Annotated in this window: 11 protein-coding genes; 5 read left to right on the top strand and 6 right to left on the bottom strand. The window is 63.6% G+C overall.

Annotated features, from left to right (window positions below; all coding sequences use genetic code 11):
- Positions 1 to 4: 4 nt before the first annotated feature.
- A complete protein-coding gene (locus AC1Y2B_RS09625; RefSeq protein ID WP_482252867.1) occupies positions 5 to 976 on the bottom strand; it encodes an alpha/beta hydrolase in 972 nt (323 codons plus the stop codon).
- A 355-nt stretch (positions 977 to 1,331) separates the two neighbouring features.
- On the opposite strand from AC1Y2B_RS09625, the gene AC1Y2B_RS09620 reads away from it, so the two are divergent.
- The gene (locus AC1Y2B_RS09620) at positions 1,332 to 11,024 is read left to right on the top strand and encodes an amino acid adenylation domain-containing protein (RefSeq protein WP_482252866.1); all 9,693 of its coding nucleotides are present in this window, start codon (positions 1,332 to 1,334) and stop codon (positions 11,022 to 11,024) included.
- 69 nt (positions 11,025 to 11,093) lie between these two features.
- Here the strand turns inward: AC1Y2B_RS09620 and AC1Y2B_RS09615 are convergent, their stop codons facing one another.
- On the bottom strand, positions 11,094 to 11,777 hold the full coding sequence (locus tag AC1Y2B_RS09615) for a 4'-phosphopantetheinyl transferase family protein (RefSeq protein ID WP_482252865.1): 684 nt from the start codon (positions 11,775 to 11,777) through the stop codon (positions 11,094 to 11,096).
- The gene (locus tag AC1Y2B_RS09610; protein ID WP_482252864.1) at positions 11,774 to 14,254 is read right to left on the bottom strand and encodes a condensation domain-containing protein; all 2,481 of its coding nucleotides are present in this window, start codon (positions 14,252 to 14,254) and stop codon (positions 11,774 to 11,776) included. The genes AC1Y2B_RS09615 and AC1Y2B_RS09610 overlap by 4 nt, the downstream gene beginning before the upstream one ends.
- 446 nt (positions 14,255 to 14,700) lie before the next feature.
- On the opposite strand from AC1Y2B_RS09610, the gene AC1Y2B_RS09605 reads away from it, so the two are divergent.
- Together AC1Y2B_RS09605 and AC1Y2B_RS09600 are read left to right on the top strand one after the other, a co-directional pair.
- Complete coding sequence (locus AC1Y2B_RS09605; protein ID WP_482252863.1) at positions 14,701 to 15,405, top strand: sugar transferase; 705 nt, start codon at positions 14,701 to 14,703, stop codon at positions 15,403 to 15,405.
- Positions 15,406 to 16,395: a glycosyltransferase family 2 protein gene (locus AC1Y2B_RS09600; protein ID WP_482252862.1), complete on the top strand. Its 990-nt coding sequence runs from the start codon at positions 15,406 to 15,408 to the stop codon at positions 16,393 to 16,395.
- Here AC1Y2B_RS09600 and AC1Y2B_RS09595 read toward each other — a convergent pair.
- The 3 genes from AC1Y2B_RS09595 to AC1Y2B_RS09585 all read right to left on the bottom strand — a co-directional run bounded on the left by AC1Y2B_RS09595 (position 16,362) and on the right by AC1Y2B_RS09585 (position 20,794).
- A complete protein-coding gene (locus AC1Y2B_RS09595; protein WP_482252861.1) occupies positions 16,362 to 17,600 on the bottom strand; it encodes a glycosyltransferase family 4 protein in 1,239 nt (412 codons plus the stop codon). The genes AC1Y2B_RS09600 and AC1Y2B_RS09595 overlap by 34 nt on opposite strands.
- 93 nt (positions 17,601 to 17,693) lie before the next feature.
- The gene (locus tag AC1Y2B_RS09590; protein ID WP_482252860.1) at positions 17,694 to 19,376 is read right to left on the bottom strand and encodes a glycosyl hydrolase; all 1,683 of its coding nucleotides are present in this window, start codon (positions 19,374 to 19,376) and stop codon (positions 17,694 to 17,696) included.
- Positions 19,373 to 20,794 (bottom strand): hypothetical protein, encoded by a 1,422-nt coding sequence (locus AC1Y2B_RS09585; protein WP_482252859.1) that lies wholly within the window; start codon positions 20,792 to 20,794, stop codon positions 19,373 to 19,375. The genes AC1Y2B_RS09590 and AC1Y2B_RS09585 overlap by 4 nt, the downstream gene beginning before the upstream one ends.
- A 357-nt stretch (positions 20,795 to 21,151) precedes the next feature.
- Between AC1Y2B_RS09585 and AC1Y2B_RS09580 the strand changes: the two genes are divergently transcribed.
- Positions 21,152 to 23,590: a GumC family protein gene (locus tag AC1Y2B_RS09580; RefSeq protein WP_482252858.1), complete on the top strand. Its 2,439-nt coding sequence runs from the start codon at positions 21,152 to 21,154 to the stop codon at positions 23,588 to 23,590.
- A complete protein-coding gene (locus AC1Y2B_RS09575) occupies positions 23,472 to 24,551 on the top strand; it encodes a glycosyltransferase (protein ID WP_482252857.1) in 1,080 nt (359 codons plus the stop codon). The genes AC1Y2B_RS09580 and AC1Y2B_RS09575 overlap by 119 nt, the downstream gene beginning before the upstream one ends.
- Positions 24,552 to 24,557 lie beyond the last annotated feature (6 nt).

Below are 24,557 nucleotides of genomic sequence, written 5' to 3'. Positions count from 1 at the left end.
TGCCCTAGGCCCCCGCCAGACCACAGAGGTGGTCAATCAGGAACTCTGCAATGTCGGCAATGGCCGCATGCGCGGTTGGTATGGCGTAGGGCATCGCGACGAAATTGTGGATCTGGCCGGGATAGTCGCGCCCGACGACGGTGACCCCTGCCGCGCGCAGACCTGCCACGTAATCCAGACCCTGACCGCGCAACACGTCATGCCCTGCGGTCAGGACATAAGTGGCGGGCAGGCCGCGCAGGTCCGATGCCAGAAGCGGCGAGGCCCGCCAATCGGCAGCGTCGCCCTCTGGACCAAGGTAGTTGCGGGTGAACCAGTCCATCGTTTCGGGCCGCATGAACATGGTGTCATGCGGGGCTTGGACGCGCACGGCGTCCGCACGCAGATCAAGCGCCGGATAGATCAGGCATTGCGCCCGGATGCCGGGCAGGGCCCGGTTGCGGGCCATCAAGGTCAGCACTGCCGCAAGGTTGCCCCCCGCACTGTCGCCCCCCAGCGCGATGCGGTCCGGGTCGAGGCACAGGTCCCCTGCCGCGTCGAAGATAGCCTGAACCGCCTTGACGCAGGTCGCAACCGTCGCGGGGCAGCGGCTTTCCGGCGACAAGGGATAAGCGACCGAGATCACGTCAATTCCCGCCTGCCGGACCAAGGCCCGGCACAGGTGGTCCATCGTGTCCAGATCGCCCAGCGTCCAACCACCGCCGTGGAAATAGACCAGCGTCGGTGCCCTGCCGGCCAAAACCTGAAACGGGCGATAGTGCCGCGCCCGGATCGGCGGGCCATTGCCAAGCAGGTCAATATCCCGCACTGCACCAACCTTTACCCGCGGATAAGCCGCATTGCGCCGCAGATGCGCCGCGATGGCGCGGGCGGTCTTCGGGGCCATCGATTCATAGCCGGGTGCGTTCAGCGCGTTCAGCCGATCGATGACGACGCGGGCATCGGGGTCCAGCGGGCCGGTGGGCAAATGGGGCACAGCGGTTTCCTCGTCTTGCTGCAGGTCGCCCTGACGGTGTTACCGTGCGAATCGTTTCGCGCAAAGCGCGCAGTGGCGGGGGGCAAGCCTGCAGCGCGCATTTGGAAACAATCCGGTGTCAACGCAGCCTTTGTCTGCGAGGCCCTGCTGCAACGCCGGGCGGAAACGCAATGTTTCGCTCTTGGAAATCCCCTGCAACCGCAAAGATTCGTTAACGAATCTTTGGACGCGCCAACCTCGAAATCGGCCCGGTCCGGCGACGAGGTCTACGGCCGATGGTGCGGCGCGGCGGGTAAGGTAGGCTCCTTATCCTGGCCCGACTCCCTACGTTCATTGGCAAATTGAGGTAGCTGAGATGGCAGATCACGCCGACGCTTCCCGGTTGTTGCGGACCTTCGATCCGGCCCTCCCGCTGATTGACTATGTCGAGGAGATCGCCCGACGGCGGCCAGACGCCCCGGCCATCCTGCTGCGCGACCGCAGCCTCAGCTACGGCGAGATGATGGTCCGCGTTCATGCCGTGGCGGCAGCCCTTCGCACTGCGGGTGTGAAGCGCGCCGATCTTGTTGGCCTGGCCTTTTCGCGCTCGGCGGGCAACCTGATTGCCATGTTGGGGGCCCTGCGATGCGGTGCCGGTTTTGTGCCGCTTGACCCCGCCTATTCCGACCCTGTGCAACTGTCGCAAATCGTCGGTCAGGTGGCTTTCGCCGCCATCCTTCAGGACCAGCCCGGGCCTTTGCCCGAGGGTTGTGCTGCCGCGCCTGGGGTTCCCCGGATCGCGCTGTCCGGACTTGCCCCTGCCGAAAGGCAGCAAGACTGGCCGCAGGGCCATGGCGAGGATGCGGCCTGCATCGTCTTCACCTCTGGCACGACGGGCACGCCGAAGGGTGTCGTTTTGGCCAACCGTGGCCTTGCCGCTTTCACGCTGGACCAGCCGGTGATCGGCCTGCGTCCCGATGACGTCATGCTGCACGCGTCAAGCCTCGCCTGCGACGGCGGGTTGATCGAGGTCTGGTCGGCGCTTCTGGCCGGAGCCGCGCTGGCCGTGGTGGAAACCCCGCGCCCCGCCTTGCCCGAGATCGCGGCGACGATGACCCGACACAAGGTCACCGTGACTTCGCAATACGTGGGCATGCACAACCTGATCGTCGCCCACCATGCCGAGGCCTTCAAGAGCGTCCGCCTTGCCATGGCAGGCGGCGATGTGCTGTCCCCCGACCCGCTGCGCCATCTGAAAGAGGTCGTGCCAGACTTGCGGATGGTGAACATCTATGGCCCGTCAGAGACCACCTGCATTTCGATCGTGCAAGAGATCGGGATGGACCTGCTGCAGGGCGCCCCAATCCCGATTGGCCGCGAACTGACCCATGAACATGCCTTCGTGGTGGATGAGGCGCTGCGCGAAGTTCCCGACGGCATTATGGGCGAGTTGCTGATTGGTGGAGCGGGCGTGGCGCTGGGCTACTTCGGCATGCCCGCAAAGACCGCCGAAGTGTTCATCGATGATCCGCGCCCCGGCCAAGCTGGTCGTGTCTATCGGACCGGTGACATGGCCTTGCGCCGGGCCGACGGGGTTTTCGAATTCTTCGGTCGTGCCGATCGTCAGATCAAGTTGGGGGGGCGCCGGATCGAACTGGATGGCATTGAGCACGTGTTCCGCAATGCGCCCGGTGTGCATCTGGCGCTTGTCGAAGCTGTCAAGGGTCCGGGTGGCGACAAGCGTATCGGTCTGGCGCTGCAACCTGTGATCATGCCGGCCGATGAACCCGTCTTCATCGCCCGAGTGCTGGAGGAGGCGCGCCAGCATTTGCATGCCGAGTTCCTGCCACGGCATGTCACCGTGATGGAGGAACTGCCGGTGACCAGCATGGGCAAGCCTGACCGCAAGGCCGTTCGCGCTGTTCTTGAAGCGCAGATTGCCAGCAGGCCGGTGCCTGCGCCTGTGGCCGCCAAAGACATTCGAGCCACAATCGCCGGTGTTTGGGACGAGATCCTGTCCTGTGGCCCGCTGCCGGACACGGCCACATTCTTCGACGCTGGCGGAACCTCTTTGCAACTGATCGACGCCCACGCCCGGATCGAGCGGGCTTTGGCCTTGCCGTTCGACCTGACGCTGTTCTTCGAACGGCCCCGTCTGGGGGATATTGCCTTGGCACTGGCAGAGGCCGCGAAGGCCGCTCCGCGGGTTGCGGCCGTGCCGGAAGCCGCGCCGCAAATCCGCCCCACCGATATCGCGGTGATCGGCTACGCCGCCCGTGTTCCGGGGGCGGCGACGCTGGACGCTTTCTGGGCCCGCCAGTCCGAGGGCGCCAACCTCATCCAACGATTCTCTACGGATGAACTGGAAGACGCCCCCGCCCGCCGGTCTGATCCGAACTATGTTCCGGCGCGTTCGGTGCTGGATGACGTTGACATGTTCGACGCCCGTTTCTTCAACATCCTGCCGCGCGAGGCCGAGAAGATTGACCCGCAAGCCCGGGTATTTCTGGAGATTTGCGTGGCGGCGCTGGACGCCGCCGGGGTCGATCCGACGCGGGCGGACGGCGCCATCGGCGTCTATGCCGGCTCTTCGACCAGCACCTACATGCTGGCCAACCTGATGTCCGACCGACTGGCCCTGAGCCAATTCACCGACGGCTTCCAGATCGACAATTACACCACGCTGACCGGCAACATCACCGACACGCTCTCCACCCGAGTGGCCTACAAGCTCGATCTCAAGGGCCCGGCCATGACCGTCCACACCGCCTGCTCCACCGGGCTGACGGCCATCGCGCAGGCGGTCACGGCTTTGCGGGCCGGGCACTGCGACATGGCGCTGGCGGGCGGCATCTCGATCACCTTCCCGCAAAAGCGGGGCTACGTCACACAAGAGGGCGGCATGTCCTCGCCCGATGGTCTTTGCCGACCCTTCGATGCAGAGGCCGGGGGGACGGTCTTTGGCCATGGCGGCGGCGTGCTGGTGCTGAAACCGCTGGCAACGGCTTTGGCGGCGGGGGACCGGATTGAAGGGGTCATTCGGGGTATCGGCCTGAACAATGACGGGGCCGACAAGATCTCGTTCACCGCGCCGTCGGTTGCGGGGCAGGCCGGGGCGATCCGCGCAGCACATCGCGATGCGGGGATTGCACCGTCCGAGGTCAGTTTCGTTGAATGCCATGGCACGGCCACTCCGCTGGGTGACCCGATCGAGGTCCGCGCCCTGCATCAGGCCTTCGGCAAGGTGGATCGCCCGATCGCGCTGGGCTCTGTCAAAGGCAGCATTGGCCATCTGGATGCCGGGGCGGGTGCCGTCAGCGTGATCCGCACGCTTCAGGCGATGAAAGCCCGGCAAATCCCGCCGGTGGCCAATTTCAAGACCCCGAACCCAAGGATCGACTTTGCCGCCGGACCTTTCCATGTGCCGGCCGCGTTGCAGGATTGGACTTCGGACGGACCGCGGATTGCCGGGGTGAGTGGCTTTGGCGTGGGTGGCACCAACGTGCACATTGTCCTGCAAGAAGCGCCGCCGATTTTATCCGTGGCCCAGCAGGTCGATGCCGTTCAGATCCTGCCGCTATCGGCGAAGTCGCCGGAGGCCTTGGGCCGGATGGCCAGCCAGTTTGCCGAAACGCTGCGCGCCACATCGCCAAACCTTGCCGATGTTGCCTTGACGCTGCAGGATGGCCGTGTCGCACACGATCACCGCCTGGCCATTGCAGCCAGTTCGCCCGAAGCGGCTGCGGGCCTGCTTCTGGCTGCGCCCGCTCTCAAGTCCAGACCCGACGCGCCGCCGGTGGCCTTCCTGTTCCCGGGGCAGGGCGCGCAATATCCCGGCATGGGCAGCGGTCTTTATGCCACCCTGCCGACCTATGCCCGCTGGATTGATGCGGGTTGCGAGATCCTTGCGCCTTTGCTGGATCGCCCGTTGAGGCCTTTGCTGACTGACCTTTCACAAGCTTCGGACGCGGGTGAGGCCTTGAAGCAGACCGCACTGGCGCAGCCCGCGCTGTTCCTGACGCAATTTGCCACAGCGCAGGCCTGGATGGCGCGTGGGGTCCAGCCGTCTGTTTTGCTTGGACATTCGGTGGGAGAATTCGCTGCGGCAGCACTTGCCGGGATCATGAGTTTTGAAGCTGCGCTGCGCGCCATCGCCGCCCGGGGCCGTCTGATGCAGGCGCAACCCTCGGGCGTGATGCTGGCAGTACGTGCCGAACTGGCGCAGCTGGAAGCGGTGCTGACCCCGGGCGTCGATCTTGCCGCCGAGAACGCGCCGAAAATGCAGGTCGCCGCGGGAGCCGATGCCGCGATTGCCATGCTGGAGCGCCGGCTGGACGCCGCTGGCCTGACGCACCGCCGCCTGCACACCAGCCACGCCTTCCACAGCGCGATGATGGACCCCGTCGTAGCTCCGCTGCGCGAAAGTCTGGCGGGGGCGAATCTTCAGTCACCGAACATCCCGATGGTCTCTGCAATGACCGGTGCGTTGATGACTGCGGCCGAGGCCACCGATCCCGGCTTCTGGGCCCGGCAGGCCCGCGCTCCGGTGCGCTTTGCCCGTGCGGTGCAAAGCCTTGCCGAACGCGGAACCCCGGTTCTGCTGGAGGTTGGCGCCGGCAACACCCTGTCCACTTTCGCGGCCCAAAATCTGTCTCGCGAGGCTGCGGCCAGCCTGCTGCAATCGCTGCCTGATCACACTCGCCCGGTCACGGACGAGGCGGCTATGGCCAGTGCCACCGGCAAGCTGTGGTCTTTGGGTGTCGAAATCGACTGGCCCAAGGCAAGTCGTCGCGGCACCCGCAAGCTTGACCTGCCGGGAACCGTCTTTGTCAAGAAACGCCATTGGGTCGATCCGCCGGCCCGAACTGCTGTCGCGCCCGTCCCGCGCGAAGCTGCCATCCCAGCCGTCCTGACGGCCCCGCCTTTTGTCGAAAGCCATATCATGCCCCAGACCCAAGCCGCCGCTTCGCGCACCGACCGTCTGATCCGCGACCTTGCCGCGATGCTGACTGACCTGTCCGGAGAGCAGGTCACCCTTGCCGATGCCCGGACGCCTTTCCTTGAACTGGGCTTTGACAGCCTGTTCATGGGGCAGATGTCGCAGGCGCTTGCCAAGACCTATGGCGTTGAAATCAGCTTCCGCAGCCTGTTGAGCGACTTTCCGACCCTGTCGGCTGTGGCCGGCCATCTTGATGCCGTCTTGCCTGCCGAGGCGGCCGTCCTCGCCCCAGCCCCGGCGTCGCCGGTGATGGCAGCCCCTGTCGCGGCCCCGGCGCCGACAGCCCCACTTGCCCCGTTGGTTGCCGGCGCAGTTGGCGGGGATATGGCGAGCCTGATGCAGGCCCAGATGCAGGCGATGCAGTCGCTGTTCAGCGAACAATTGCGCGTGATGGGCGGCGCGACCCCGACGGCAACGGTGGACCCGCCGGTTGTGACCCCTGTGCCAGCCCCGGCTGTCACGCCGGTGGCGGAAGACCCGCCCGCCAAGCCGGAGCCGATCCGCTTCGGTCGCGCCCCGGCCCTGACCCATGCCGAACTGACGCCCGCGCAGCAGGCCTTTGCCACAGATCTGGCCGAGCGCTACAGCGCCAAATTTGGCGGGTCAAAGGCCCACACGCAGGATAATCGTCCGTTCCACGCGGATCCGCGCACCGTCGCAGGCTTCCGGGCAGAGTGGAAAGAGCTGATCTTCCCGATTGTCGCAGCCAAGGCCCGCGGCGCCTATATCGAGGATGTCGACGGCAACCGTTTGATTGATCTGGTCAACGGCTTTGGCACCACGGCCTTCGGTCACGCCCCGGATTTCGTGACCGAGGCGGTTGCGGCGCAAATGGCGCGGGGCTTTCCCATAGGCCCGCAGCAGGACAGCGCAGGCCCCACCGCGCAACGCTTTGCCCGCTTTGTCGGGCATGACCGGGTGACCTTCTGCAACACCGGGTCCGAGGCGGTGATGGCTGCCATGCGTCTGGCCCGCGCGGTCACCGGCCGCAAGAAGATCGTCACCTTCACCAATGACTATCACGGTCAGTTCGACGAGGTTCTGATCAAGGCCAAGGCCCGGGGCGAACCCGGCGCCCTGCCGATTGCGCCGGGAATTCCGGTCGAAGGCGTCTCCAACATGGTGGTGCTGCCTTGGGCCGACGCTGCCGCGCTGGACTGGATCCGGGCGAATGTCGCCGACATTGCAGCCGTCGTGGTGGAGCCGGTGCAAAGCCGTCATCCCGAGCTGCAGCCCGCTGACTTCGTGCGCGATATCCGCCGGATCACCAAGGACGGCGGCACTGCGCTGGTGATGGACGAGGTCGTGACCGGCTTTCGCACCCATGCCAAGGGCATGCAGGGCCTGTGGGGGATCGAGGCCGATATGGCCACCTATGGCAAGGTCGTCGGTGGCGGCATGCCGGTGGGCGTGTTGGCGGGCAAACGGCGCTTCATGGATGCGCTGGACGGCGGGGCATGGGGCTATGGCGATGACAGCGCGCCGCAGGTGGCGCCGACGTTCTTCGCCGGCACCTTCGTGCGCCATCCGCTGGTCATCGCCGCCGTCAACGCGGTGCTCGATCACCTGGAACGCCAGGGCGAACGGCTGTGGTCTGGCACCGCTGACCGTGCCGCAGCTTTGGCGCGGCAGATGAATGCGGCCTTGGCCGCGCGCGGGCTTCCCGCACTGGTCAGCCAATTCTCCAGTTGGTTCGTCATCAACACCAGCCAGCACGATCCGCGCGCGACGCTGCTTTTCCCGCTGATGCGGCTGGAGGGCGTGCATGTGCTGGAAGGGTTCTGCGGTTTCCTGACCACCACCCATGGCGAGGCCGAATGCGCCGCCGTGTTGCGAGCCTTCGAAAATGCCCTCGACGCGCTGCACGCGGTGGGCATTCTGCTGCCGAAGGATCTTGTCGCAGTGCCAGCGAAAGCGGCCATGCCGGTGCCCCAGCAGGTGTCTGGCCCGGTCGCCCTGACCGAAAGCCAGCGCGAAATCTGGATGACCCATCAGTTGGGCGATCTGCCGGCGGCAAGTTTCAATGAAAGCGTGTCGATGCGGATCGAGGGGCCGCTGGACCGTGCTGCATTGGCGGCCGCCCTGACGGACCTTGTCGCACGCCATGATGCGTTGCGGGCGCAGTTCGCGCGGGATGGTTCCAGCTTCACAGTCACGCCGCCGGCTCAAGTGGTGCCGATATATGAGGACATTGCAGGCTCAGATGCCGAGGCGGCTTTGCGTGACGCCCTGTCGGCCGATGCGCGGCGGCCGGTGGACATCACCGGCGCTGCTGCCTTCCGCACGATGCTGTACCGTCTTGGCCCGGATCAGCACGTTCTGGTCATGACCGCGCATCACATCGTTTGTGATGGCTGGTCATTCAACACGCTTTTCACCGAACTGGCCGCGCTTTACACGGCCCGCGCGGAAGGGCGCACGGCAAAGTTGGGCCCTGCGCAATCCTTCGCCGCCTTTGCCCAACAGGCGCAAGACCGCGCGCCGGATGCCAAGGTGCGTTCGTACTGGAAATCGCAATATGCCGATTTGCCGGTCTTGCCAGACCTGCCGACGGACCGCCCGCGCCCGGCCCGCAAGAGCTTCGCCGGTGCCACCGCCTCGGCCCGCATTGGCGCTGACCTTGTCAAGCGCCTGCGCAAGACGGGGGCCAAGCACGGGGCCACCTTGTTCTCGTCCCTCTTCGCCGGGTTGCAAATCACCCTCGGCCGCTTGTCCGGCAGCGGCCAGGTTGTGCTGGCCGTTCCCACCGGTGGCCAAGCCAAGCTGGAGGACCCCTCGCTGGTCGGACATCTGGTGAACTTCTTGCCGATCCGTGCGGATTTTGACCCGCAGGACGCTGCGACCACACATCTTGCCCGGGTCCGCGATGCGGTGGGGGCGGCCTTTGATCACGGCGCCTATACGCTGGGGACGCTGGTCCGCGATCTTGACCTGCCGCGCACCTTGTCACGCCTGCCCCTGACCGAGGTGCAGTTCAATCTGGAGCGTGTGCCAGAAGACCTGCGGCTGGGTGGCGCCCGGGCCACTGTTTCGGCCAATCCCAAGGCCGCTGTGAACTTTGACCTGTTCTTCAATATGGTCGAAGGCCGCGACGGGCTGCGCATAGACGTCGACTACAACGCAGACCTGTTTGACCGGGCCACCGTGGACCGCTGGGTCGGGCATCTTGAAACCGTGCTGGACGCAATGGCCGAAGCACCGGAAATGCCCATCGCCACCTTGCCACTGATGCGCGAACCTCAGGTCCGCGAGATGGCGGAACGCTGGAACCGCAGCGCCATGGCCTTTGACCGGATGGCCCTGGTGCAGGATCTGGTAGCCCGCACCTGCCAGCAGGTTCCCCAGGCGACTGCGGTCAGCGATGCTGCGGGCTTTCTGACCTATGCCGACCTGATGGTCGAAGTCGATGCTTTGGCCGCCCAAATTCAGGCGCGGGTTCCCGGGCAGAACCAACGGATCGGCGTTGCCGTGCCGCGGGATCGGGGCATGGTTGTGGCCCTGTTGGCCGTCTTGAAAGCAGGGCATGCTTATGTGCCGGTTGATCCGGACCTGCCCTTGGCGCGGCAGATCCTGGTGCTGGACACGGCGCGGGTCGCCGCTGTCGTCGCGCCAGACGCAACGACCTTGTCCGGCGGAGGCGCGCGCCCTGTCATTCTTCCCTCCTCGGCGCGCAAGGGTGCGGTGCCGCAACCGCGCCGGGTTTCGGCCGAGGATGCGGCTTATGTCATCTTCACCTCAGGCTCGACCGGCACGCCCAAAGGGGTCGAGGTTCCGCACCGGGCGGTGGTGAATTTCCTGAGTTCGATGGCCGAGGCGCCCGGACTTTGGCCGACCGACAAAATGTTGGCCGTTACCACCGTCAGCTTCGACATCGCTGCGCTGGAACTGTTCTTGCCGCTTACGGTCGGTGCCGAGGTTGAAATCGCCACCCGCAGTGACGTTCTTGACGGCTTTAAGCTTGTTCAAAGGCTGAAACGCGGTGACATCACGGTGATGCAGGCGACGCCGACGCTGTGGGGTTTGCTGCTGGAGGCCGGTCTGGAACCCGTTGCGGGCTTGCGCATGCTGGCAGGGGGCGAGCCCCTTGCCCCGGATCTTGCGGCCCGGCTGACCGCAGAAGGCGGCACGCTGTGGAACCTCTATGGCCCGACCGAAACCACGATCTGGTCCGCCCTGTCGCGGATTGGCCAAGGCGGTGCGGTAACAATCGGGGTGCCCGTCGCCAACACCGAACTTCATGTGGTTGACGGATCGGGGATGCTGTGCGCCCCCGGCCAGGTTGGGGAACTGGTGATTGCCGGCGAAGGTCTGGCCAAGGGCTATTTCGACCGGCCCGACCTGACGGCGCAGGCCTTCCGCCCCGGCGTGATTGCCGGGCGTAGCCAGCGGCTTTACCACACCGGCGACCTTGCGACGCGCGCCGCCGATGGCAGTCTGCGTCTGTTGGGTCGTCGCGACGGGCAGATCAAACTGCGTGGCTTCCGCATCGAACTGGCAGAGATCGAGACCCGTTTGCGCGCCGAGCCGGGCGTGGCGGCGGCTGCCGTGGCCCTGAAGACCGCGCCGGGTGGGCAGGAGCGGCTGGTTGGCTATGTCGTTGGCACGGTCGACACGTCGGCGCTTGCCGCTGCGTTGGCCCGCGATTTGCCCGACTACATGGTGCCAACGCTTTGGCAGCAGCTTGCGGCCCTTCCCCAGACCGCGAACGGCAAACTGGACCGCAAGGCTCTGCCCGATCCGGATTTCACGGTGACCCGCCGCGCTGCGCCTGTCGGCGGCGCGCCTGAAACGGTGACCGAAAAGGCCTTGGCCGCGATCTGGTGCGAGGTCTTGGGGCTGAAAGAGATTTCGGTGACCGAGACGATCTTTGCGATGGGGATCGACAGTCTGGCTGTATTCCGGCTGGCGGCGCGGATGATCGCCAAAGGCTATGGATTGGAAGCGCGCCATGTGCTGGACAACCCCAGCCTGCGAGAGCTGGCGGCTTTTGCCGACCAGCGCGGTGCGGCTGCCCCGTCTGTCGCCCGGCCTTCGGTGAAGGATTTCCTGCGCAAGCGGACAGGCACTTGACGGGGCTCTGACCTGGGCAAAAGCCCCCGCCGTCACATGCGGCGTCACATGCGGCGGCCTTTTCTGCGGTCAACTGCGCCGTGTGACCCGAATTTCGCGGCCGCTGGTCCTGCAGGCGATCGCGCCGGCAATGTCGGCACGCGGGCGGAAGTCGTGCAAGCGCCAGTCATTGGTGTTTTGGCTATCCATCCGGAGCAGGCAAGCCGGTTGCCCCGGCTGCAACGAGACCGCGAAGCTTTGAAGGTCGGCCCGAAGACCCTTGCCCGTGGCCTTCACCACGGCTTCCTTTCGGGTCCAACCCAAGAAGAAGGCCTCTTGCCGGGCTGAAGGTGCGACGGCGCGCAGCGCCTCGCGCTCTTCGGGGGCGAAGGCCAAAGCGTCAAGACCATCATCGACAGGGCGCAGCCCTTCGATGTCAACGCCCAGCCAAACGGTCTGATCGAGCGAAACGGCAAGGGCGGCGAGGCCGGCCGAATGGCTGAGGTTGAACACCGGGCCACCTTGCACGAACGGCTTGCCCTGGGCGTCCTCGTGCAGGGTCAGTGACGATGGGGAGGTTCCGAGCATGTCCGACAGGATGCCCCGCAGGCGTGATCGGCCGGAAATGAAGCGGATGCGATCCCGATCATGGACGAAGCGTTCCGCGCGCGCCTGTTCCGCCTCGCTTAGAACAGCGCTGCGGCGTCCGGCTTCTGTCGCGTCACAGTCAAGCGACCACTGCCACAGGTCAATCCCGACAGCTGTCCCAGTCACGCCGCACGGCGGCTCAAGCGGCAGCCAAGGATGGCCGATATGGCCTTTACGCCATGCTTCTTCAGCGCGTATTCGTGCCAACCGGGCAGATCGTAGATCGGCGTATCCGCGGGCAGCCAGTCAGCCCAGCCGAACAGGCGGGGCCGTGCGTCGGGGTTCTGGCCTCCTGTGGCGAACAGGACCACCGGGCCGGAATAGGTCGCTTGGGTCATCGAGCGGACCAGTGCCACCAGCCTTGCGTTGACTGCCCATTCCTCGCGTTCGGCCTCCGTGGCGTGGGCGACACGTCCCATCCACTCCAGGACGGGGCGGGTGATCTTGTTGCGCGACAGGAATTCCGTCCAACCGATCTCGCCCGCTGCCAACTGACGCAGGTTCTGACCCCAGCGCCGCGCCTTGGCCCCCATTCGCCGCAACTGCAAACGGCGAGGTGACATGGCGACGTTCGCATCCGGTGCCCAGCAGTCGATCATCGCGACGAGATCCGGTGTCTGGCCCAGATCCACCAGCTTTCGGGCGATCAGCAGGGCCAGGGTGCCGTCGACGCAGTGGCCGATCAGGAAAACCCGCCGTCCCGCCCCGCGCAGGGCGACCGTTTCGACGGCAGATTGGATCAGCGCCGAAAGCACCTCGGACTCCGCACCTTGCAGCGAGGCGGTATCCCTGACGTGCAAGTTGATCATTTCAACCTCAGGCTCAAGGCTGCGCACCAGACCGTGGTACAGGAAGGGCTGGTTGATCGACACAATCAGCGGTGCCTTCGCCGACGCGGGGCGCAGGGTGATCAGGTTCCACAGGCCATCGTCCCCTGCCTCGGCTGTCGTCCCCAACACGGCGTCGATCTTGCAGGCAAGGCCGCCCAGGGTGGGATTGTCAAAAAAAGCCGCAATGGCGATGCGCGCGCCAAGGTCGGCTTCCACCTTCGCCAGCATCCGCAAGGCGCCCAATGAATTGCCGCCCAGATCAAAGAAATCGTTGCCCGGTTCTGGTGCTGCCACGGCCAGACAATCCTGCCAGATCGCCGATAGCCGCCTGAGTGTCTGCGGCGCCGCCCGCAAGACCGGGGCAAACCCCGGCATGGGCTTTTCAGCCACCGGCACTTCGGGCCGCGGTGAGGATTTGATGGCCCGGGAAGGGGCGGCAACCAAGGCCGCTGCGGGGGTTGACGGGCGATCGAAGGCGGTCGCAAAGCCCTTTTGCACAACATCGGCAAACTGCCGGACCGTGGCCTCGTCAAACAGGCCGGTGTCGTAGTCGATGATCATGTGCCAACCCGATGCACGACCGATGACTTGAATGGCCAGATCATGGGTCACCTGCGGCGTGTGCGAGGGCACCGAGACGATGCGCAGCGGGCCATAGTCCTGCTCTTCCACGAAGACCGACTGAAGCGAGAAGAAGGGCGCCACGAAGGGTGTCTTGCCGGGCGCTGGCGATTGGCCAAGGTCTCGGGCCAAGTCGTCGAAGGGATAATCGCCGTTGGCCAAGGCCTCGGCGACGCTGCGCCGCGATGCACTGACAAGATCGCCTACCGTGGCCCCCGCGCAGGCAAATTGAAGCACGACGGGGTTCACGAATGACCCGATCAGGGATTCAAGTTCCGCTTCCTCGCGCCCCGCGACGCAGGTGGTGAACCCGACTTCCGCCTGACCCGTCACGGCGTGCAATGCCGCTGCCATAACTCCGGCCCCGAAGGCGAACGACGACGTGCCCTGAGCCTTGGCAGCCCGGTCCAGATCAGCGCGGAAGTTCGGCGCCATCGGCAGTTTCAGTGTGGTGCCAGCCCGCTCGGCACCGGGTTGGCGCGGACGGTCGGTCTGGAGTTCGAAATAGGGTTTGTCGCGCAGTCTGGTGTGCCAGAAGTCGCGTGCTTCGGTCATGGACGCGCTTTGCGCACAGGCGGCGCGCCATTGGGCATAGTCGCCGTACTGCAGCGCAAGCTCCGGAAGGTTTGCGGGTGTACCGGTTTCGGCGGCGGCGATCAGGGTTCCGATCTCGCGGCCAAGTACCTTGATCGAGAAGCCGTCGAACACGCCGTAATGCGTTGCGATCAGCAGCATCGCCCGTTCCGCCGCAAACCGCACAAGGCAGGCGCGCAACTGTCCCGGGGTGCCCATGTCGAAAGGCTTGGCCGCAAGTTCCTCGGCGATGTCGCGGATCCGCGTCTCGCATTGCGCGGGGGGGATGCTTCGAATGTCGATCGAGCCCAGATGGAATGGCACCTGCGCCACCACATGTTGCCAAAGCGCGCCGTCATGCTCTGCAAATGCTGTCCGCAGGATTTCATGCCGATCAAAGACCGTCTGGAAAGCAGTTTCCACCGCGGAATCGCTGAAACGGCCCTGCAGCTCCCATTGCACGGCGATGTTTTTGGAGACCGAATCGCCGTAATCCCGGGCAAGGCACCAAAGCCGATGCTGCGCCGGTGTCGCCGGGAAAAGCGATTCTGCTGCAGGCGACTGGAGAACCTGGTTCATGACAATGCTCTGTTTGCGATCTGTTAACCCGACTATCGGGACCAGAGGGGGGCTTGTCAAACATGGCAACAGAAAGGCATGGTTTCGGCTGCAGTCTGGAAACAATTGCCGCAGTCCGCAGAGTTTGCAGATCGTCTGTTCACAATCAAGATTACCGGTCAAGTTTCGGCCATGATTCCGACTGCTATTGATTTGCGCGACTGTTTCGGCGTAAATGCAACTTTAGCGGGTATCTTGTGATTTTTTGTGCAGAATGCGTCTCCAGTGCATCTGTTTATGTTATTGATTTAGAATGATATTATATTTTGTGCGAATGTCCTCACTGCGATTCGCCCTGAACTGCCTGGCCCTTATCTCCAAATCGTAAACAATCTGTTGATGACTCTCATGTCGAGAACCCGTCCAGATTATGTCTTAACGATGGCGATTGAATAGGGGTAGCCATCTTGAATATCGCTCATGATCCATTCCTGGAACCGCATGTCGCCGTCAAGCGCCCGGATGCTGTTGTACAGAGACGGGTGGAAGGTGTTGTTCCCGGCGACTCTTTGGCGAAAATGGCCTTTGACCGCGTGTCTGCATTCGTAGGCCTGATTTTGATTGCGCCAGTGATGGGAATTGTTGCCGGCCTGATCCTGATGCGCCGAGACGGGCCTGTGTTTTTTAGCCATGTCCGCGTCGGACGTGGCGGTCGGCTGTTTCGCTGCTACAAATTTCGCACCATGGTTCCCAACGGGGCCAAGATGTTCAATCACATCATGACCATCGACCCGATCGCTCGGGAGGATTGGGAGGTGCGCCGCAAGGTTCACCGTGATCCGCGCGTGTCTCGACTTGGTGCGTTCCTGCGATCCAGCAGTCTGGATGAACTGCCGCAGTTGTGGAACGTGCTGCGCGGCGACATGTCGATGGTCGGCCCACGCCCGATCACAACCGAGGAATTGGTGAAATACGGCGAAAATGCGCGGGATTATCTGTCGGTCCGCCCCGGCATCACAGGTGCATGGCAGGTCAGCGGCCGGAGCGACTGCACCTATTCCGAGCGCGTGGCGCTGGATGTGGACTACGTCAGAAACCTCAGCTTTGCGCGGGACATGCGCATTTTGCTGCGTACATTCGATGTCGTTGTGCGTCGGCAGGGTGCCTCCTGAATGGAAACTCAGACCATGGCCGCGGCAAGCAAGATGACGCATTCAAGGACAGGATCGGGTACGCGCCGCATTGTCATTGGCATCCCCACCGCAGGCCGGCCCGGGATCGTGGCAGAGACAGTCCGTTTTCTGACGCGTCAGACCCGGCTGCCCGAGTTGGTTGTGCTGAGCGTCAGTGACATGGCGCATGCTGGCGGATTGGAGACAGCTGATCTTCCCTTCGAAGTGGAGGTTCTGCTGGGCCCGAAGGGTCTGTCACGGCAACGCAATGCAATCCTGAGCCGGCTTACCGCCGACGATCTGCTGATGTTTCTGGACGATGACTTTCTGATGGCCCCGGATTACCTGCAAGAGGTCGAGCAGATCTTCGACACGCATCCGGACATCGTGATGACCACGGGGGTCTTGATTGCAGATGGCATCCTTGGCCCGGGTCTCAACTTTGAGCAAGGAGAGCGCCTTCTGACGGACGCAATCCGCACTCCGGCGGAACGGCAGTTTCGCCCGGTTGACAATGGCTATGGCTGCAACATGGCAATCCGGGCGGAGCCGGTGGTTTCCCACGCCATCACCTTTGACGAGAACTTGCCACTTTACAGCTGGCTGGAAGATGCCGATTTCTCGGCCCGGCTTCTTGCATATGGGCGCTGCGTGCAGCCAACCGTGACGCGCGGCGTGCATTTGGGCACCAAGACAGGGCGGACGCCTGGCTTGAACTTGGGCTATTCGCAGATCGCCAACCCTGTTTACATGCTGCGCAAGGGCACGATTGGCTGGCCGCGGGCGCGGCGGTTGATGATCCGCAACATGGGGTCGAACCTTCTGGGCACGCTGCATCCGCGTCCTTGGGCCGATTACCGTGGCCGGCTGCTGGGCAACATGAAGGCGATCATGGACATTTGTCTTGGTCGTTGCGAGCCGCAGCGCATCCTTGGCTTCAGCCGCACCCGATCATATCAAGAGGGCCGCTGGCGCAAGACGGCCCCCTGATAGGCTTCGATCAGGCCATCAGTCCAGCTTTCCACAGTCAGCGCAAGACGCTGAGGGGTAGAGAAACCCGCCTCGCTCATCCCGCGCAGGCGATCCGGTGAGGTCGTGTTGATGCTGGTCAGCGCAGCGTCGAAAGACGTATCATCGCTTGGGTCAAAGGCCAGACCAAGGCCCCGCGCAACGATCTCTCGTGCCATGAGGGCGGTGTCGGACACCAGCACGGGCAGACCGGAATGAATCGCCTCGGGCAGAACCAAGGCAAAGGGTTCCGAGTGCAGGGACGGCATCACCAGGGCCCGCGCCTGTGCGGCTATGGCGCCGATCTCGTCCCGGGTTTTCCAGCCAGTGACGGGGAATTCCGGGAACCGCGACTCGAGTTCTGCCCGCAGCACCCCTTCGCCAATGAAGGTCACCGCGGACCCGGTGCGCCGCGCCGCCTGTGCCAAAGCCAGAACGCCTTTGTCCCTTTCAAGGCGTCCGACGTAGATCAATCCCGTGTTGGCCTCGGCCGGGATTCGCGTGGCACAGTAGGGATCTGCGGGATTGCGCAGGGTCTTGCAAAGCCGGCCAGGAATCCCGCCACGCTCCAACCGGGGCTGCATGTCGGGGTGGATCTGGAATACACCGGCCCAAGGCAGAGCGGCGCTGAACGTGCGACGCAGCACCGCGTGGCGGGCGACGCGCCAAAGCTTGTGATGATAGGCCCGCTTGTCGCAATTGGTCAGCACACAATCGAGGCTGAGCGGGGTGCGAGTGCACACCGCGCCCTGCCGATAATCCATGTAGACCCCATTCGGACAGGCGAGGAACATGTCGTGGGCATGAACGAATACGCGGTCAGCAACCGGTGCAAGGGCAGTGAACACGGCAGGTGACAGGATCTGCGCCCAGCCATGCAGATGATACACCGTCGCTGCGTCGTCATGTGCGGCAATGTGATGGGCCACCAGATCCCGCGCAGCGGTGTTGTAGACCCCCGCCCGGGCTGCGTCTGCCCGGCTCCGCTCCAACAGGGGCACTTGATGGGCTGCGGACACCGGCACCTGCAAGGCCGCGAATTCGTCGTTCCGGCCATCGTCGCCGCACAGCCACTGCACTGGGATGCCCCGTGCCCGCAGGTTTCGCATGGCCAGAAGCGCCAGTGCAGCCGTGCCGCCGCGCGAAACGCTGGTGTCGTTGATCATGACGATCTTGCTCAGTTGCATTTTGGTCCTGTCAGCATCGCATGCCCAAGTTGCTGTCAGTCCATTGCAGCCATTGCGGGCCGGAACAGCGGCATTCTGGGGGCGCCCGGTTCGTCATTGCACAGCCTGTTTCAAGATCACGCGCAGCCCCGTGCCACCCTGCTTGGGGTTGGGCGCCGCCACGACCTCGATCACGTCACCTTGAGCCAGTGACAGGGGATCGAGTGTGATCGTTTCCTTGTTCGTCACCGCGGCTTGGCGCAGGACCGTTCCGTTCAGCAGAACCGAGACGGTCACGCCCCCGTCCCAGGGTTCAAGGCGCACCTCTGCCGTCACCCGTGCCGCCTCTGCCATGTGGTAGCGGTAGACGATATCGATCGGGCCTGCCGGGGGATTTGACGGCTGGACCCATTCTGCCGAAGCGCGGGCGACGCCGTCGATGTCTGTGCCAAGATAGGGTGTCCAGGGCACGCCATCGCTGTCCTGGCCGGGGCGCATGAGGAGGGGACTATCTTGCCCATTTTGGCGGACCAGACGTTCGAAAGGGTCTGGCGCACCGCCCGTTTCGGGATAAGCAAACTGATTCCAACTGTCGGCAAGGATGCCGTTGGGGCCAAGGCTAACCTCTTGCCCAAGGCGCAGCGTGCCCAAGGTGCCCTGCAGGATCAGCGGGACGTCCGGCGACAACCTTTGTGCGGCGCTGTCCGGCAACGGCTTGCCGGACAGGTCAAGCGCCCTGACGCCCGGGGCGAGGGCGACGTCACGCGGCTCTCCCCAAATCACCAGAGTGTCAGAGCCAAACCGGCAGCCATAGGTGAAGGGGTCGGGCGAAATATCCTCCGCAGGGCGGCCTTCGAAATGGGCTCGGATGAAGCGGAAGGTCTCTCCTGCCGGGGTTAGGCCGCCGTCGGGCGACAGCAGGGCTGCAAGTCCGTCGCCCCGAGGATTGAGAGGATACCAGATGGCGCGGCTGACCCCAGAAATCGCCTGCTGGCAGTAGGACTTCATCAGATAGGCTGAAGCCGTCGACGCATCGGTTTGGCCGAATTCCGTGACAGCAATGGGCATGTTCGCCGTCTGCGGCACCTCGCGCCGCAGGAGGGCGATCTGGCGGGCCAGCTGTTCGGGACGTATCGTGTAGGGGTGGATCACCAAGGCATCCATATAAGCCGCCGCACCCTGCGCGAAGATCGCTTTGAACCAGGCAATCGGGATCGAATGCGCAGCCCCACCCTGAATCTCCACACCGGGCCGTTCTGCCCGGACGGCCTGCGCGGTTGCCGCCAGCAGGCGCACGTAACTGGCTGCGCGCGCCTCGATTGGACCGTCCCAGCCGGGTCCCCAAGCGAAGGTCTTGGAGTTCATCTCGTTGCCGACCTCGACGATCTCGATGCCGGGAAAGCGTCGTAGTGTTTCGACCGTGTCGCGGGCGAAGGCTTGCACGCCCGCCTCGGTCCAGGGTGTCGAGCCGCCGTCGTGGCCGGGATGCGGGTTGTTGACCAGAAGCATCAAGTGCGCACCCAGGGGCGGCAGCAGATCGGGATAGGTTGTGCGCGGATTGTCGAAGACAAAAGCGCCGCGATCCGTTTCCACATTCTTCCAGAAGATCTCGTCGCGAAACAGGGACAGAGGCAGCGCTAAGGATGCCCCAAGGATGGCAGGGTTCCACGTCTGACCAAAATCGGTCGAGGCCCCCAGGACCGGTCCCGTCAGCGCCCGATCGTAGGCCCATGCACCTTCCGGTGCCCAGAGCCCGAAAAGCGCAAGCGCCACAGCCAGCGCAGGGCGAAAGGTCATGCCGCGCGTCTCCGCACCAAAGGAGACGTGGGTTTGGCCGTCTCGACCAATTGCGTGCTGCGGGCCAGCCCGGTGGCAAGGCCGGTCATGGCAAAGAAGAAGACCCCGATATTGGGCGTGGACGCGATCAGCAATTCGGTCACGATTGTTGCCACGCAGCCCCATTTCAGCGCGCCGACCGTCATGTCGGCCGGGCTGCCCGGCTTTGACACCTCCATTCGGAACACGGAAATCAGGAAGGCGATGAACAGGCCCGTTCCGGGCACCCCAACGCTGCCAAGGCTGCTGAGCAACCAATTCGAGGCCCGGGCGCTGCCCAGACCCGCGCCGATCAGCCAGGTGTCCGTCAGGTTCTTCAGCGCCTGTGCGTTCCAGCTCATCCGTTCCACACCTGAATCCGATCCCAGCTTGTCAAACAGACTTTCATTGAGGAAGGCGGTCACGGGTTCAACCAGCTCGTAGGCGGCGTAGATCATGATCATCGCGTGCCACACCAAGAGGATGCCCAGAATGGACGTGATCACGATCTGCTTGGACAGGACGGTCCCGATCCGCGTGGCGGCGCCGTAAATTGCATAGATCCCGATATAGACCACCATCGCGACATAGGCTGCCGAAGAGGTGGACCGCACCACGCAGAACAAGGCGATCAAGGCCATCGTCAGGGCCAGCTTCGATTTTGGATCGATCAGATAGCGGTGTAACCAGAACCCCATCAGCCCCATCGAGAAGCTGCCGAAGCTTGATGCCTCGGGAAAGCCGCCGATCATCCGCTTGAACCCCATCATCTGCGCTTCCGAGAGGATCGAGTAGTTCGCCGTCCGTAGCACGTCCATCACGTGGGATGCCCCGACATCGGCGCTGAGAATGTCGATCAGGCCCAAGGCCAGGTTCAGTCCGGTGGCAACCGCCATGGCCAGTTCAATTCGGCGCGGATCCGGATCAGTCCGGCTATGGGTCGCCAGCGCCAGAAAGGCTGCCAAGCTGAGCGAGAGCGCAAAAAGCTGGGTCAGGTTGCCCGCTGTGGGCCCGAGGGGAATCGACCGGATGCCGTTGGTGTTGGCATCGCGTGAGATGGTGAAAACCTCTGTCATACCGCCGAACACCGACGGCACCCAAAGGGCCGACAGGATGCAATAGACAAACAGAACAAGCGCAATCGCCCCGGGCTGGCCCGGCCGCAGCGTCCCGATCAGATTGTCAAATCCGCGGGGCCGGAAGAACACCATCCCCAACACAAGGATGGAGGCCAGTTCCTTGATGCCGAAGGATGCGTTCCCGACCGAGGGCAAATTGAACGCCGCCGCCGCCCCAAGCGGCATCATGGCAAAGAACAGCCACAATCCCCGACGCAAACCGACGGCCATCAGGGCGCCGATCAGGACGATGGCTATCGGCGTGCTTGGCAAGAACTGCATGACTTGGCGGTGCCCGAACGATATTGAATTCACCCGAAAGCGATCTGCATCGGGGAATTTCGACCCAGACTGCCACCATTTCGAATCGATTGGAAGCAATCGACTACACTTTCCCGCCCTGAGGGATAGTGACTGCCAAAGACCCGGATTGGGTCGTCTTTCGTGATCAAAGGATCGACGAAATTGCAAGAAATTTGACAAGAAGTCGCGCGACGGATGAGTGTCGCGGCAAGATCAGGGACTGCCCTCGAATTGCCGCTCGGGCGATTGGTCCAGCGGTGTTGCGAGGCCTGAAGACAGGATCAGGACAAGAGTCCCGCTGCGCGCACTGCGTGGCTGTTATGTGAGGAATGTGGAATGAACGCCCGAGCAGCACGATTTCAGGCGCTTTCGTCGAACGCCAAGAATGTGCCGACCGCGCAGGATTTCGACGCCGTCGAAACGCGCACCCTGTTCCGGGCTTTGTGGCAAGGTCGCTGGAAGATCGGCGGGTTGGCGTTTGGCGCGGGCCTTCTGGTCTGGATCGTCATGCAGCAGGTGACGCCGACCTATACGGTTTACAGCAAGCTCATGCTTGATACCCGCAAGGTGCAGGTCGTCGGCAGCGCGGATGTCGTGGCCGATGTCGCCCCAAGCGCCCAGATTGTGAACAGCGAAATCGGCGTGCTGCAATCAAATCTTGTCATCGAGAAGATGTTGGATAGCCTGACGCCCAAGGAACTGGATCAACTCGATCCGGCGAACAAGCCGAAGTCGCTGGTGGCGCGGGTGAAGGGCCTGTTCCACGCGCTGTTTTCAAGCGATCCGGCCCCGGTCAGCGACGCCGAAGCAGCCAGCGCGCGTGAAGCGCGGCTTGTCGACGCCGTGCAGAACATTCGCACCGCTTATGCCCAGACCGACAGTTATGTCATGATCATCCGCGTCGATGCGGCGGACCCGGTCTTGGCGCGCGACGTGGCCAACGGGCTTTCGGACGCCTACATCGCGCTGCAGCTTGAAAATCGCCGGTCGGCGGTGGTCCGTGCGACCGCGTGGCTGGAAGATCAACTTGGTGCTCTGCGCCAGCAGGTCGAGACCTCGGAGCGCGCTGTTGCCCAGTTCCAATCCGATAGCCTGATCTCGGATGGCGGCACTTTGGACAACGTGTCCAAGCAACTGAGTGACCTGAACGCCCAGTTGGCCTCGGTTCGCACCGCCCGGGTCGAAGCCGAAGCGCGGTTGAGCCAGTTGACCGATATGCTGGCCCATCAGGACATCGAGGCGGCGGCAACCGTCATCGATACGCCGACGATGAAGGACCTTGCGGCCCAACAGCTAAAGCTGCGCCAAGATGATGCGGTTTGGGCGCGCACCTACGACGCCACGCAATCGCACCGGGTTGAAATCCAGACGAAGCTGCAGGAAGTGCGCAGCGCGATGCAGGGCGAACTTGAAGACGCCATCGCGGCGGGGCGCAGTCAACTGGACCTGGCGCGCAACCGTGAGTCTGGAATCGCAACGGCGATCCGTGATCTGGAAGGCAAAGTCACGAACATGACAGCCAGCCAGCTTGGCCTGCGCCAGTTGAATCGCGAAGCCGACGCCGCCCGACAGACCTATGAATCCTTCCTGGCCCGCATCAACGAGACACGCGCGCAACAGGAAATGCAGCAGCCCGATGCGGTTCAGGTGGAACGCGCCATGCTGCCGGAAGCTCCGTCAGCGCCCCGGCCCACTTTGCTGGCAAGCCTTGCCCTGACCGTCACGGCCGCCTTGGCCGCCGCCTGGGTTCTGTTCAAAGAGATGGCGCCCACCACCTTCCGCTCCACCCGGGAGCTTGGACCGGCGACCGGACTGCCAGTGCTGACCGCGCTCCCTGACGAGGGTTGGCAGGACACACGGGACATGCTGGCAGATCTGAAGGAAAATCCGAATTCGGTCTATGCCGAACGCATCCGCCAGCTTCGCACCATCATAAGCCTGCGTCGGCCCGTCACCGGGCGTGGCCAAAGCGTCCAGATCCTCGGTGCGGCACCGGGTGAGGGCAAGACGACCACCGCGCTGGCCTTGGCCCATATGGTGGCCTTGTCCGGGCGGTCGGTCATCATGGTCGACTGCGACCTGCGCCGTCCCAGGGTCATGGAATCCCTGGGCGGCAGGCTGCATCAGTCCTATGACTTCGCCGACTACATTGAATACAAATGCGACCTGCCCGAAGCCATCAGCCGCCCGTCTGGCTGCAATTTCGACGTGCTTGCCGCGCGTGACCCGCTTCGGACGGGCGCAGATGCCTTGTCGGTCACCTGGTTTGGTCAGGTCCTGCGCGAGTTGGAACGCGCTTATGACTTCGTGATCGTCGATGCCCCGGCGCTGCTTTCTGTGCCGGATGCCCTGATCGTCGCGCAGGAAGTCGAAATGAATTTCTTCCTGGTCAGTTGCGACCAGACGCCGCGCGACATGGTTCAGCGTGGTTTGACGACATTGCATGAAATGGGGATCGAGGTTCGCGGGCTCATTCTGAACAAGGTGGATGCGCGGAAATCTTCGGACCCGTTAGAAGGAGGATATGGCTATGAAAACAGGCTCCCAAAATCGCGGCGGACAATTCCTTTCAAACGCACCTTGCGCGGACCTGCGCCCGGATTTGCGCGTGGCGATCATCCATTACTGGCTGGTTGGAATGCGTGGTGGAGAAAAGGTGCTCGAATCTCTTTGCACAATGTTTCCGCAAGCCGATATCTTCACCCACGCTTATCGTCCCGACAAGATCAGCGCCCAACTGCGCCGCCATCGCGTGATAACAACATCGGTGGGTAAGCTGCCAATGGCAGACCGGCTGTACCAGAAGTACTTGCCGCTGATGCCGGCGGCCTTGGATGAGCTGGACCTGTCGAATTACGATCTTGTGCTGTCGTCCGAGGCGGGGCCCGCCAAGGGAGTTATCACACCGGTTGATGTGCCGCATCTGTGCTATTGCCATTCGCCAATGCGCTATATCTGGGATCAGTATCCCATCTACCGCGAGAATGCTGGTTTCGTGACCCGGCAATTGATGCCTGCGATGGCCCGCCGCCTGCGCGCATGGGACGTTGATACCGCGGCCCGTCCGGACCGCATCATCGCCAATTCGAACCATGTGGCAAGCCGCGTCCGGAAGTATTGGCGCCGCGACGCTGACGTGATCAACCCGCCGGTTTCGGTCGAAAAATTCACTGCCGTAGCTCCGGAAGAACGCGGTGGATATTACCTGTGGCTGGGCGAACTTGCGCCTTACAAGCGTCCGGACCTTGCGATTGAAGCCTTCAATCGGCTGGACCGGCCCCTGTTCGTGATTGGGGGGCCTGACAAGGCCGAGGCCGCCTTGGCGCGAAAGTCCAAGGGGAACATCCGTTTTCTGGGGCGGGTGGATGACGAGCGTCTACGCCGCTATCTGTCGTGCTGTCGGGCGCTGATCTTCCCGGGCGAGGAGGATTTCGGCATCGTTCCGGTCGAAGCGATGGCGGCAGGCCGTCCGGTGATTGCCTATGGCCGCGGCGGCGTGCTGGATTCCGTCGTCGATGGCGAAACGGGCGTGTTGTTCAAGGATCAAAGTGTTGATGGCCTGGTCGACGCGGTCGAAAGGTTTGAAGCCTCGGGATTGGAGCATGTCGATCCCCAGCAATTTGTTCGGCATGCCGCGCAATTCGCCGAACCGGTGTTCCGCAGCAAGATGGCGGGCGTTCTGCAAGAGATGGGCGTTCTTGACGGTGCCACTGCCATCACGCTTGCCGCCGAGTGACGCGGG

This window comes from Stagnihabitans sp. (assembly GCF_964946895.1).
This window is presented reverse-complemented; position numbering and strand designations above follow the sequence as displayed.

Excerpts from the sequence above, each read along its gene's own strand:
- AC1Y2B_RS09610 (WP_482252864.1), bottom strand. The coding sequence starts at position 14,254 with ATGAACCAGGTTCTCCAGTCGCCTGCAGCAGAATCGCTTTTCCCGGCG.
- AC1Y2B_RS09600 (WP_482252862.1), top strand. The coding sequence starts at position 15,406 with ATGGAAACTCAGACCATGGCCGCGGCAAGCAAGATGACGCATTCAAGG.
- AC1Y2B_RS09580 (WP_482252858.1), top strand. The coding sequence starts at position 21,152 with ATGAACGCCCGAGCAGCACGATTTCAGGCGCTTTCGTCGAACGCCAAG.
- AC1Y2B_RS09590 (WP_482252860.1), bottom strand. The coding sequence starts at position 19,376 with ATGACCTTTCGCCCTGCGCTGGCTGTGGCGCTTGCGCTTTTCGGGCTC.
- AC1Y2B_RS09620 (WP_482252866.1), top strand. The coding sequence starts at position 1,332 with ATGGCAGATCACGCCGACGCTTCCCGGTTGTTGCGGACCTTCGATCCG.
- AC1Y2B_RS09585 (WP_482252859.1), bottom strand. The coding sequence starts at position 20,794 with ATGCAGTTCTTGCCAAGCACGCCGATAGCCATCGTCCTGATCGGCGCC.
- AC1Y2B_RS09595 (WP_482252861.1), bottom strand. The coding sequence starts at position 17,600 with ATGCAACTGAGCAAGATCGTCATGATCAACGACACCAGCGTTTCGCGC.